Annotated in this window: 12 protein-coding genes; all 12 read left to right on the plus strand. The window is 39.8% G+C overall.

Annotated features, from left to right (window positions below):
- Nucleotide 1: 1 nt before the first annotated feature.
- The 12 genes from gluQRS to HMPREF3182_RS01200 all read left to right on the plus strand — a co-directional run bounded on the left by gluQRS (nucleotide 2) and on the right by HMPREF3182_RS01200 (nucleotide 12,619).
- Entirely contained in the window at nucleotides 2–946 is a 945-nt protein-coding gene (gluQRS, locus tag HMPREF3182_RS01145) for a tRNA glutamyl-Q(34) synthetase GluQRS (RefSeq protein WP_062485019.1), read from the plus strand.
- 161 nt (nucleotides 947–1,107) lie between these two features.
- Nucleotides 1,108–1,548 (plus strand): division/cell wall cluster transcriptional repressor MraZ, encoded by a 441-nt coding sequence (mraZ, locus tag HMPREF3182_RS01150; RefSeq protein WP_007392160.1) that lies wholly within the window; start codon nucleotides 1,108–1,110, stop codon nucleotides 1,546–1,548.
- A gap of 8 nt (nucleotides 1,549–1,556) precedes the next feature.
- Nucleotides 1,557–2,492 (plus strand): 16S rRNA (cytosine(1402)-N(4))-methyltransferase RsmH, encoded by a 936-nt coding sequence (gene rsmH, locus HMPREF3182_RS01155; RefSeq protein WP_062485021.1) that lies wholly within the window; start codon nucleotides 1,557–1,559, stop codon nucleotides 2,490–2,492.
- A gap of 23 nt (nucleotides 2,493–2,515) precedes the next feature.
- On the plus strand, nucleotides 2,516–2,905 hold the full coding sequence (locus tag HMPREF3182_RS01160; protein ID WP_062485023.1) for an FtsB/FtsL family cell division protein: 390 nt from the start codon (nucleotides 2,516–2,518) through the stop codon (nucleotides 2,903–2,905).
- A gap of 81 nt (nucleotides 2,906–2,986) precedes the next feature.
- A complete protein-coding gene (locus HMPREF3182_RS01165; protein WP_062485025.1) occupies nucleotides 2,987–4,483 on the plus strand; it encodes a UDP-N-acetylmuramoyl-L-alanyl-D-glutamate--2,6-diaminopimelate ligase in 1,497 nt (498 codons plus the stop codon).
- 4 nt (nucleotides 4,484–4,487) lie between these two features.
- Nucleotides 4,488–5,864: a UDP-N-acetylmuramoyl-tripeptide--D-alanyl-D-alanine ligase gene (locus HMPREF3182_RS01170; protein WP_062485027.1), complete on the plus strand. Its 1,377-nt coding sequence runs from the start codon at nucleotides 4,488–4,490 to the stop codon at nucleotides 5,862–5,864.
- A gap of 5 nt (nucleotides 5,865–5,869) precedes the next feature.
- Nucleotides 5,870–6,847 carry a phospho-N-acetylmuramoyl-pentapeptide-transferase gene (mraY, locus tag HMPREF3182_RS01175; protein ID WP_062485029.1) on the plus strand — a complete coding sequence of 326 codons (978 nt, stop codon included), beginning with the start codon at nucleotides 5,870–5,872 and terminating at the stop codon, nucleotides 6,845–6,847.
- Nucleotides 6,848–6,878: 31 nt separating this feature from the next.
- Complete coding sequence (gene murD / locus HMPREF3182_RS01180; protein WP_062485031.1) at nucleotides 6,879–8,243, plus strand: UDP-N-acetylmuramoyl-L-alanine--D-glutamate ligase; 1,365 nt, start codon at nucleotides 6,879–6,881, stop codon at nucleotides 8,241–8,243.
- 28 nt (nucleotides 8,244–8,271) lie between these two features.
- Nucleotides 8,272–9,390, plus strand: coding sequence for an undecaprenyldiphospho-muramoylpentapeptide beta-N-acetylglucosaminyltransferase (gene murG, locus HMPREF3182_RS01185; protein WP_062485033.1), 1,119 nt, complete (start codon nucleotides 8,272–8,274; stop codon nucleotides 9,388–9,390).
- Between the two features lie 23 nt (nucleotides 9,391–9,413).
- Nucleotides 9,414–10,796, plus strand: a complete 1,383-nt coding sequence (gene murC, locus HMPREF3182_RS01190) for a UDP-N-acetylmuramate--L-alanine ligase (protein ID WP_062485034.1) — start codon at nucleotides 9,414–9,416, stop codon at nucleotides 10,794–10,796.
- Between the two features lie 6 nt (nucleotides 10,797–10,802).
- Nucleotides 10,803–11,741 (plus strand): D-alanine--D-alanine ligase family protein, encoded by a 939-nt coding sequence (locus HMPREF3182_RS01195; protein WP_062485036.1) that lies wholly within the window; start codon nucleotides 10,803–10,805, stop codon nucleotides 11,739–11,741.
- Nucleotides 11,742–11,758: 17 nt separating this feature from the next.
- Nucleotides 11,759–12,619 carry a cell division protein FtsQ/DivIB gene (locus HMPREF3182_RS01200; protein ID WP_235808615.1) on the plus strand — a complete coding sequence of 287 codons (861 nt, stop codon included), beginning with the start codon at nucleotides 11,759–11,761 and terminating at the stop codon, nucleotides 12,617–12,619.
- The last annotated feature ends 43 nt before the right edge of the window (nucleotides 12,620–12,662 follow it).

The following is a 12,662-nucleotide window of genomic DNA, read 5'->3' on the forward strand; positions in this document are numbered from 1 at the left end:
CATGCGCGGAAGATTTGCTCCTAGTCCTACGGGAGAGTTGCATTTGGGAAATGTATGGACCGCGTTTTTATCATGGCTGCAAGTACGGAAGTATCAAGGCACGTGGGTATTGCGGATTGAAGATATTGATGAACAACGTGCTAAGCCAGTATATACGCGAAAAATTTTGTTTGATTTGTTGTGGCTCGGATTGACTTGGGATGAGGGACCGCAGCGTGGAGGCCCCTATGCTCCTTATCGACAACAGCAGCGGTATGCACATTATGAGCTTTTGTTGGAGATATTGCGAGAAAAACAATTGTTATATCCTTGTTATTGTACACGGAGTAGGTTACAACATATTGATGCACCCCATGCTGGCGAATATCGCACCTATGATGGACATTGTTACAAACGATGGCAAGCACATGTATTTGATGAAACGAAGACACCTTCTTGGCGTGTTCATATTCCTGATGGTACGATTTCTTTTGTGGATGGTGTCTTTGGGTTACAGAAAGTATCATTTGCCAATGCGACAAGTGATTTTGTTGTGCGACGAGCGGATGGCTTGTATTCTTATCAATTAGCGGTGGTAGCTGATGATGGTGCTATGGATATTACACATGTTGTACGGGGACACGATTTGTTGGCGTGGACCGCAGTGCAATGTTGGCTTTTTGGTGAATTGGGTTATGGTATACCTTGTTATACGCATGTACCTCTTTTAGTGGATCCAGAGGGAAATCGATATTCTAAACGCCAACAGGGGATTACGATTGATTCTTTGCGTCAATGCGGCATTAGACCAACCCAGATTCTCTCTTATTTAGCATGGCGAGGTGGACTCGTGAGAGAAAAACGCTGTTATACGCTTGATGAATTGATTCAGAATAGTGAATGGAAGTGTTTATCTACACAAGATATAGTTATCACGAATCTTGTAGATGAGCTGAAAAATATATAATAGCTAAAAAGAATAAGACGCTTGATAATTATTCTAATTTAGAAATCACTGTAAAAAAAACAGTGATTTCTTTTTTTTTATATAAAAAATTTATCCTATTATTGTCATTTAGTGTGTAAATGTGGTAAAATGTGGTGGAAAGTGAAAGAGGTGATAGACAAATGTTCATGGGTGAGTATACACATAGTATTGATGCTAAAGGAAGAGTTATTTTGCCTGCGAAGTTCCGTGAAGAACTTGGCATTCATTGTGTTGTCACGCGTGGATTAGAAGGATGTCTATCCGTATATACGGCTGATCATTGGATGGCGTTGGCGAATGGAATGAAACAGTTGAAAGCCTCAAAAGAAAGCGTACGAGCATTTAAACGGTTTTTATTTGGGAGTGCGGCTGAAGTGGAATTTGACAAACAGGGACGAGTACTTATTCCCAGTACACTTCGCGAATATGCTAAGCTGAATAAAGATGTCACGGTGTTAGGGACTGGCGATAAAATTGAAATTTGGGATAAAAAAGCGTATGAAGAATACGCGTCTCGTGTTGTTCCTGATATGGAAGAGATAGCCGAAAGTTTAGACGAAACATTAGCGTTGGATTTTTAGGAGGCTGTATGGATTTTCATCATGTTAGTGTGTTATGTTCGGCAACAGTAAAGGCTGTATTAGGTCCGACCAATGGAGTGTATGTAGATTGCACTTTGGGGGGCGGTGGTCATGCGGCGACATTAGGTATGTTATTAGATAATGAAGCATGGTTGATCGGCTTAGATCAAGATAAAGAGGCTTTAAAAGCGGCGAAAACACGATTAGATAAAACGGTGTCTTGTCATGTTACTTGTGTGCAACGTAATTTTCGAGAAGTGAAAGAGACGTTATATGAATTAGGTGTTGACGCAGTGGATGGCATTATTTTTGATTTAGGTGTTTCCAGTTATCAACTAGATATGCCCGAACGTGGTTTTTCGTATATGCATGATGGTCCTTTGGATATGCGTATGAATCAAGAAAATAAGAAAACAGCAGCCGATATTGTTAATACGTATAGGGAAGAAGAATTATATCGTATTATCAAAGACTATGGCGAAGAACGATGGGCAAAACGAATTGCTATGTTTATTGTGGCTGCGAGGAAAGAAAAAACCTTCACACGGACACAAGAATTGGTGCAGGTTATTAAGCAAGCAATTCCTGCGGGGGCTAGAAAAGAAGGACCTCATCCAGCAAAACGTACATTTCAAGCTATTCGTATAGAGGTAAATGGGGAGCTATCTATTTTACAGCAGTCTTTAGAAGCTGCGGTTTCTTGTTTAAAACGGGGCGGCAAAATAGGTGTTATCACTTTTCATTCCTTGGAGGATAGAATTACAAAACGCACGTTTAAACAGTTGGCGACAGAGTGTATTTGTCCTCCTCATATGCCAGTATGTACTTGTGATCATCATGCTAGTTTAAAAATAACAAATAAGGTGATTGTACCATCGCCAGAAGAGATTATGCATAATCCACGGGCACGCAGTGCTAAATTGCGTATCGGTGTTCGAATATAAGAAAAAAGAGGAAGTGTTAAAATATGTTGGCCAGAAATCCAGAATATATGGGATATCGTGTAAAAAAGCAACCGTCGTTTTCGATACCACTACGTACTACCGAATCATGCATGACGATAAATTGTAAACGAATAGTGAAAGCAATTGGTTTGGCAGCTGTCTTTTTGGTTTTATATGTAAATTTATCGGCTATTAAAACGTCTAATGAGTACGCTTTGTCGAATATAAAATTACAAACTAAACAATTACAACAGGAAAATGATAATTTACGCGTTGATATTGCCCAGTTGGAAGCCCCAGAACGGATTTATACCATGGCCACGACTGAATTAGGTATGGTATCACCAGCATATATTTTATATAACCAGAAGAATCAAGGAAATGTAACAAACGAAGAGATGGCAAATCGCTGAGGATATACGAGCAGCCTTTTTAGGCTGCTATTGTTGTACACTATTCTTATTGACGGATAGATGATATAAGGAGGATTATTCATGAAAACAATACAGGAACTTTGTGCTAAGATACAAGGTGCATATACACTACAAGGAAATGAAACGGGTGTTATTACAGGTATTGTGGCCGATTCTCGCGAGGTGGAAAAGGGAAATTTATTTGTTTGTGTAGCAGGAGCTCATGTAGACGGGGGGGATTTTGCTATTCAGGCAATAGAAAAAGGGGCAATAGCTGTTTTAACGGTAAAGCCGTTAGCACTACCTTCGACGATTACGCAAATTGTTGTTCCGGATGTTCATGTCGCAGTAGAACAGATGGTGCCATATTTTTATGATTATCCAGGGAAAAAGATGAGAATGATCGGTGTCACGGGGACGAATGGAAAAACGACTACAACGCATATGATTGCACATATGTTGCGTATGGCAGGACATCATGTAGGCGTATTGGGAACGATTCATGCTTTATTAGATGATGAAGAATTACCCATTCATAACACCACACCCGATGTGGTTGAGTTACAGCGATTTTTATCATTGATGTATGATAAAGGAATGTCCCATGTTGTCATGGAGGTTTCCAGTCACGCATTGGCATTGCATCGGGTGGCAGGAATTGAATTTGATACAGCTGTATTCACGAATTTAACACAAGATCATTTGGATTTTCATAAAACGATGGAACGATATGTGGCTGCTAAGGCAGAACTGTTTCGAGGGTTGACGGAAAATCGTGAACAGAAACAGGGAAAAACAGCAATTATTAATGTGGATGATGAATGGGCACAACAAATACTAGATGCTTGTGGAACGGCGAAAGTGCTTACGTATGGAATAGAACAAAAAGCCGATTTGCGTGGAGAAAATGTTCGTGTTGAATTAAAAAAAGCATCATTTACGGTGCAAGGTAATTTTGTAAATGCTTCGTTAGAAATGCCCGTGACGGGGATGTTCAATGTATATAATACCCTTGCTGCTATGGGTGCTGCACATGCTGAAGGAGTAGATACGGCGGTAATTGAACAAGCTGTACGGAATTTTCATGCTGTCCCAGGAAGATTTGAGTTAGTTGAAGCAGGTCAGGATTTTGCGATTGTTGTCGATTATTCTCATACACCGGATAGTTTGGAAAAAGCACTAGTTACAGCACGAGCATTAAATCCACAACGAGTATTAGTGGTATTTGGTTGTGGTGGTGATCGAGATCGCACGAAACGTCCTATTATGGGGAGGATTGCTGCACAACATGCAGATATATCAATTGTTACATCGGACAATCCGCGCTCTGAAGATCCAGAAACCATTGTAAAAGAAATTGAAGTAGGGGTTAAAGAAGCGATAACCGCTGGTAAAACCTATAAGGTAATTGTCGATCGACGGAAAGCTATTCAAAAAGCAGTTGGCTTGGCACGGAGTGGCGATATTATTATTATTGCTGGCAAAGGGCATGAAACATACCAGATTTTATGTGATAAAACGATTCATTTTGATGATCGAGAAGAGGCTCGTCAGGCCGTATTGGCGTTGAAGAGGTAAAATTATGGCAACATTTACAGTACAGGAAGTAAAGGAAGTAACAAAAGCACAAGTGCTGATGGCACCTAAATCGCGGTCAGAAGTTTTTCAACATGTAGATACGGATACACGTACATTGGCACAACAATCGTTATTTGTGGCGTTAACAGGAGACCGGTTCAATGGTCATGACTTTGTTTTGGAGGCGGTGAAAAAAGGAGCAACGGGTATCGTTGTTTCTGAAAATAGACCGGAATATAGGTCTTTGGATGCGATTGTCTTTTTGGTAGCTGATACGTTGCAAGCATATCAGCAGTTAGCACAGTTTCATCGGCGGAGATTTTCTATACCGGTTATTGCGGTTACGGGATCAGTAGGAAAAACATCAACACGCAATATTATTTCAACTGTTTTATCGCAAAAGTTCAATGTATGCCAAACGGAGAAGAATTTTAATAATGAAATTGGTTTACCGAAAACGTTATTGCAGTTAGATAAAACACATGAGGTTTGTGTGGTTGAAATGGGAATGCGTGGATTAGGACAAATCGCAGCACTGGCTTCTATTGCTGAACCCACCGTTGGGGTAGTCACGAATGTGGGAAAAAGCCATATTGAGTTATTAGGTTCTATTGAAAATATTGCACGGGCAAAAGCTGAATTGGTAGAAGCACTGTCGGAAGAAGGAATAGCGATTTTGAATCAGGATGATTCTCGTGTTGCTGCTATGTCAAATGTATGTAAAGGGAAGGTTATTGGCTATGGGGTATCGTGTGAAGCGGCTGTGCAGGCAGAACGAATACGGGTCAGTGAAAAAGGTGTTTCGTTTATGTGTCGGTGTTTTGATCAAGGATTTGAAGTTAAAATACCTGTGCTAGGAAAACACCATGTCTATAATGCTTTGGCGGCAATTGCTACGGGAAGGCTATTAGGATTAAGTGAAAATCAAATGATACGTGGATTAAGTGAATATAAAGGTGTTCCCATGCGGGAAGAATTAATACATATTGGTTCATATACGTTTATTAATGACGCGTATAATGCCAATCCTGCTTCCATGATGGCGGCAATTCAAACCTTGTCGATGTTACCGAGAGGGAAAAAGATAGCCGTACTGGGGGGCATGTTAGAATTGGGAGAGTGGTCTGTGAGTGAACACGAAGCACTTGGGGCTGCCGTGGTACAAGCGAATATTGATGTGTTAATTACGTTAGGAGAACTAGCAGCTGCAAGTGCTAGAGCAGCGAGAAAAGCGGGTATGACAGCGGTATATGAAGTGAAAACACATCAAGAAGCAGCAAGTAAAATAAAAGAGCATTTGTCGCCGGGAGCAATTATATTATTAAAAGGCTCGCGCGGATTTAGTATGGAAAAAGTACTTGCGTATTTTGAAGGGATGTAGAATGTATGATAGCCATATTGCTATTTGGATTTTTGGCTAGCCTGGTTATTTCATTATTTTTGGGTAGGCCACTTATACAACAATTAAAAAAAGCAAAAGCACGTCAGTCTGAACGTTTAGAGGGTCCAGCGAGTCATAAGCAAAAAGAGGGAACGCCAACGATGGGTGGTATTTTACTTATTGGATCTACGCTGATAACCATGGTTTTGGCGATGTTTATTTTTCATTCTGTGGAAAGTCGTCAATGGTTAGCGATGATTTTGTTTTTAGGCAATGGGGCAATTGGTTTTTTTGATGATGGAATTAAAGCAATAAAACATAGAAATTTAGGGCTAACGGCAAAACAAAAATTATGCGGACAAGCACTTGTTGCAATTGTTTTTTGTGTATTATTGCACTTGACAACACCATTTTCAACGACACTGGTTATTCCTGGAACTTCTTTGCAGTTAGATTTAGGCGATTTTTATTATTTTTTTGTCTTTCTTATGATTGTAGGATCTAGTAATGCTGTTAATTTAACTGATGGATTAGATGGATTGGCTGCGGGGTCATGTGCGATTACTTCTGCTGCTTATGTGATTATTGCATTTACCTTAGGATATACGCAATTTTCTTTATTTCCTATGGTAATTACGGGAGCTTGTTTAGGCTTTCTGTATTTTAATCAGCATCCAGCAAAGGTTTTTATGGGTGATACAGGATCCCTGGCATTAGGGGGGGCATTAGCAGCAATGGCAATAGTAACGAAAACGGAGTTATTGTTATTGCTGGTTGGTGCATTGTATGTGCTAGAGGCATTATCGGTTATTTTACAAGTTCTTTCTTTTAAATTGAGAGGGGTTCGGATTTTTAAAATGAGTCCGATTCATCATCATTTTGAATTATCTGGATGGAGTGAAGTAAAAGTAGTTTCGGCTTTTTGGTTCTTTTCTGCTGTAGTAGCGATTTTTTCTATTTTATTAGTGGTATGGCGTTATTGATGCGATAGTTCATATAAAGTGGGTGTACAAGATGAGTATAATGGATTTTTCAGGCAAACGAGTACTTGTTTTAGGTGCGGGGATTAGCGGTCGGTCTGCGGCAGTGGCAATAGCTCAACATGGAGGAACGGTGTTGCTAAATGATGCAAAGCTACAGGATATAGCGGAAGAACCGTGGAAGGGATTTACAGAATTAGGCATTCAGTGTGTTTTTGGTACCCAAGATATATCTTTGTTGGCAGATGTAGATATTGTTGTTCCGTCACCAGTCATTTCTCTTGACATGGATATATTGCAAGAGGCAAAAAAACGACATATGCTTATTTGGAGTGAAGTGGATGTGGCTTGCCAGTTGACGAATGCGACTATTTTAGGTGTCACAGGAACAAATGGCAAAACAACGACAACAACGTTGTTAGGTGAAATGATAAAAGCGGCAGGAAGACAAACTGTTGTAGGTGGGAATATCGGAATCGGATTGTCAGAGCATGTGATGGATTTACCTAACACAGCAGTAGTTGTTGCAGAATTATCGAGCTTTCAATTGGAGTGCACTCATTTTTTACATGCCAAGGGGGCTACCGTTTTAAATATAACACCCGATCATTTAGAACGACATCATACGATGGAAGCTTATGCGGCGGCGAAGGAAAGAATTTTTCAAAATCAAGAAAAAACAGACGCAGCGGTTTTAAATTATGATGATACACGAGTACGAGAAATGGCAGCACATGTGGTTGGGCAAGTGTATTATTTTTCTACGGAAGGCCCTGTGCCAGAAGGTGCTTTTTATGAAAATAATCAATTAGTCATACGTCATAATGGAGCAGATATGGTAATCTGTCAGGCTGATACGTTACCATTATTAGGAAAACATAATATACAAAATTATTTAGCTGCAACGGTATTGGCACTTGTGGCAGGTGTACCATTAGATACGATTCGTCAGGTTATAATGAATTTTTCTGGTGTAGAACATCGTCTAGAAAAAGTGCGTGTTATTCATGGCGTTCCATATTATAATGATTCCAAAGGTACTAATGTGGATGCATCGATTAAAGCCTTAGAAGCATTTTCAGGAAATCTTATTTTAATTGCCGGTGGACATGATAAAATGACATCTCTTGATGAGTTTATGAAGCTTGTAAAAGAAAAAGTGGACACCTTACTTCTTATCGGAGAAGCATCTTCTCGTTTTGCTCAAGCAGCACAAGCGGCTGGCGTTAAGGATATTCGTCTGATGGGAAACAGTATGGAACGGGCTATTATGGAAGCACGTTCTATTGCTAAAGCACCTCAGGCAGTAGTGTTATCTCCGGCTTGCTCTAGTTTTGATATGTATGATAATTATGAACAACGAGGTCGTGTCTTTAAAGGGATTGTAAATGCTCTATAAGGGGCGTAAATAGTAGGGAGGACAAAAGATGCGTCGAGTCATTATTTCTGGGGGTGGAACGGGAGGCCATATTTATCCCGCAATTACCATCGCCCGTGCTATTGCGGAATTGGAAAAAACAGAATTTTTATATGTTGGTTCGCGTCAAGGACTGGAAAATACCTTGATTCCCAAAGAAAATATTCCTTTTGTTACGTTAGATGTGCGAGGATTAGAACGAAAAATTTCGTGGAAAAATGTGGTTACGTTGGGGCGAACTGGTAAGAGCGTTATTCAAGCTATGCATATTATTCATCAATTTAAACCAAATGTTGTGATAGGTACAGGCGGATTTGTTTGTGGACCCGTGTTATTAGCAGCCAGTATGCGGAAGATACCTACGCTTATTCAGGAACAAAATGTGATTCCTGGGGTTACGAATACCATTTTAAGCAGATTTGTTAGTTGTATTGCTTTGGGGTATGAGGCTGCGGCAGAGAGATTTTCCCATAAAGATCGATTAATTTATACGGGTAATCCTGTGCGTAAAGAAGTACTTACGGTAACAAAAGAACAGGGGAGAGCTGCATTATCTTTAAAAAAAGATACGTTTACTCTCTTGATTGCTGGTGGTAGTAGAGGTGCTCGTTCTATTAATACAGCGGCCCTTATGGTACATGAATATTTTAAGGATATGGATGATATTCAAATTATTCATGTTACGGGAGAAGGGGAATATCAACGAGTTGTACAGGCACTTGCGGAAGTGGATGAAAAAGGAAGGTATGGTCGAGGTAGTCTTATTATTCCTTATTTGCATCAGATGCCAGAGGCATTGGCCGCAGCAGATCTAGTGGTGTATCGTGCTGGGGCGGTAGGATTAGCTGAAGTGACAGTGCGAGGTGTGCCCTCTATTTTAATCCCTTACCCCTATGCAGCAGAAGATCATCAACGTTATAATGCACTTGAATTAGTAAAACAGGGGGCAGCGAAGATGATTTTAGATAAGATGCTCACGGGAAAAGAATTATTAGATGAAGTATTGCGGTTAAAAGAAAATACAAATGCGTTATTGGCGATGGCAAAAGCAAGCAAGGCATTAGGAAAACCACAAGCAGCACATGATATTGCTCAATTAGCATTGACAATGGCAAACCGTCGTAGCTGAAGATAAGAGGAGTGGATATATACGTGGTAGATTTACATACAATACGAAAAATTCATTTTATTGGTATTGGCGGAGCAGGTATGCGAGCAATTGCGAATATTTTTATTGCTAAAGGATATGACGTATCTGGATCGGATAGTGTACGATCTGATATTACTGATCGATTTGCACAACAGGGTGCACGCATATGTATAGGCCAACGACCTGAAAATTTACAAGATGCAGAAGTGGTAGTGGTTTCAACAGCGATTCATCAGGATAATTGTGAGTTGGTTGCAGCTAGAGAAAAACAGCTTCCTATTATTCATCGTTCTGATGCATTGGTTTATATTATGAGCTGGGGAAAATCGATTGCTGTTGCCGGGGCACATGGAAAAACAACGACATCATCTATGTTGGGGCAAGTTTTTATCGAAAGTAAAATGGATCCTACTATTGTCATTGGTGGCGAAGTAGACTACTTACATAGTAATTCTACATTAGGTGCAGGTGAATATAGTATTGTTGAAGCGGATGAAAGTGACGGCACGTTTTTGAAGGAAAAACCATATATTGCAGTGGTAACAAATATTGATGCCGATCATATGGACCATTATGGTTCGATAGAACATGTGGTAGATGCATTTAAGGATTTCATTCAACGTGTAGATCCCGTACAAGGATTGGCGGTTCTTTGTTTTGAAAACGAACGCATTCGTGCACTTGCGAAAACGATAGGACGGCATTATATTTCTTATGGTTTTTCGGATGATGTTGAATATCAGGCACGAGGATTGCGATATGAAAAGGGATTGCATTATTTTGATGTATATCACAAGCAGACGTTAGTGGGAACGGCCTGCCTTCGTATACCAGGTACGCATAATGTGCTTAATGCATTGGCTACCATTGCAGTTGCATTACATTGTGGAATTTCCTTTACAGATATACGTGCAGCACTTAGTCATTTTCGTGGAGCGAAACGGCGTTTTCAAACGAAGGGAATTGTACATGATATCTGGGTTGTCGATGATTATGCACATCATCCTACTGAAATTAATGCAACACTTACGGCAGCACGTGATATGGGAACACATAGGGTAATATGTTTATTTCAACCGCATCGGTATTCGAGAACGAAATTATTGTTAGAACAATTTGGTAGTGCATTTTTACAAGCGGATATTTTGATTATTACTGATATTTATGGTGCCGATGAAGATCCCATGCCAGGGGTAACGGGCAAGTTAATCGTTGATAAAATTAAAGAACAAACGGGAAAAGAGGCTATCTATATCCCTCATAAAGAAGATATTATTCCTTTCTTACAAGCACATGTGCAGCCCTTTGATTTAGTTTTAACTATGGGGGCTGGAGACATTTATAAAGTAGGCGAAGCATATATATCGTTACTGAAAGGGGAATAGACTTATATGAAATTTGATGAAAAAAGTCGTATCGCTGTTGTAGTAGGCGGTCCATCAACAGAAGCGGCTGTATCACGACGTACAGGCGCTGCTATTGCAGCCGCATTGCAAGGTAAGGGATATCACTTAGACATATTGGAATTAGAACCAAGACAATTAGCACAGCAATTGAAAGAATTACAGATTGATGTGGTCTTTAATGCTTTACATGGAAAATACGGAGAAGATGGTGTATTGCAGGGATTATGTGAAATGCTTGAAATTCCTTATACGGGTTCGGGCGTTATGGCTAGTGCCGTAGGGATGAACAAAGTGATGAGTAAATGTGCCTTTGTTGGTGCCGGTATCCCAACGGCTCCTTTTGCGTATTATTTTTCAACACAATCTATACAATCAATACAGCAAGACGTGATACAACATTTTTCTTTTCCTGTTGTCGTTAAATCAGCTGGTCAAGGATCTAGTATTGGTACGGTAATTGTTCGGCGAGCAGAAGATTTACGAGCTGCTTTAGAAGAAGCCTTTTCTTATAATGATTCTATTGTAGTTGAATCATTTATTGATGGAGATGAATTTACCGTAGCGGTTATGGGAAAGGTAATATTTCCTGTTATTCAAATCGTTTCTGAAACAGGGCGATATGATTATTATTCAAAATATACGCCAGGAATAGCAAAACATTTGTGTCCAGCACCTATTTCAGAAGAAAAAACAAAAGAAATGCAGGAATTAGCTTATCGGGTATTTCAAATTTGCCATGCACGTGGGGTGGCTCGGGTTGATATGATGATGGATCGCGAGGGACAACCTTTTGTATTAGAAATTAATACTGTGCCAGGTATGACTGAAACGAGTTTGGTGCCAGATGCGGCACGTGCTATGGGGGTATCTTTTGAAGACTTATGTGAACAAATTCTTCAAGAGGCTTCATTTGGTAAATTTTAAGTATATGGGATAAGACAATGAAATATACAGACGATAATAATAGATGGATGACTGAGTCAGATACATTCAATGAGGTTATGACAAGGGGGGAATATGATTCTTCCTTTGGTCATAAAAAAATAGAAACGCATACTTCTGTACCACGGCAAGGTCTTTCAACAAGGAGAATAAGAAAAAGAAAACCCTTAGTTAAGCGAAAGGTATGGCTTGTAATTGCTGTTTTTTTGATAGGATGGTGTTTGTTGCGATTGGCTCCTATTCCTTTTGGTACAGTTGAAGTGCATGGCAATGAAACGATGAAACAAAGTGATGTGTATCGTGCGGCGGGAGTGGGTAAACCTGTTAATGTAGTACAATTATCGCCAAATCAAATGGAAAACAGATTACATGAGGATTTGCGTGTTGGGAAGGTAACGGTTACGCGCAAATTTCCCTTTACGATTGCGATACAGCTTACCGAGCGAAAACCGATTGCCCTTGTTATGACGATGTTTGGATTTGCTTATATAGATGATACGGGCATGATTATTCAAACTGCATCACAAATCAAAGGGGTGTCGGCACCAATTATTACGGGGAAAAAAGTGGGTGCCGTATTATTAGGAGATACGTTAGATGATGCAACTATACAGGGTGTATTGCAATATATAAAGATATTACCAGTAGCTGTGCAAGAAAAAATTACGGAAGTAAACATGGCGGATACAGCGGATATTGTTGTATATACGAGTGATAGCATCGCAATTCATCTGGGCAAGGCTGATCATCCACGCGAACGGGCAGATATTACGATGGATTTATTGCGACAAGTGGAACAACAGCAATTGCATGTGCAATATATTGATACAGATATTCGTGCTCCTTTAATAAAACGGTAAAGGACAGAAGAATAGTGTTTTATTTGAATTAATTATAGAAAAA

Source organism: Megasphaera hutchinsoni (assembly GCF_001553405.1).
Taxonomy (GTDB): Bacteria; Bacillota; Negativicutes; order Veillonellales; family Megasphaeraceae; genus Megasphaera; species Megasphaera hutchinsoni.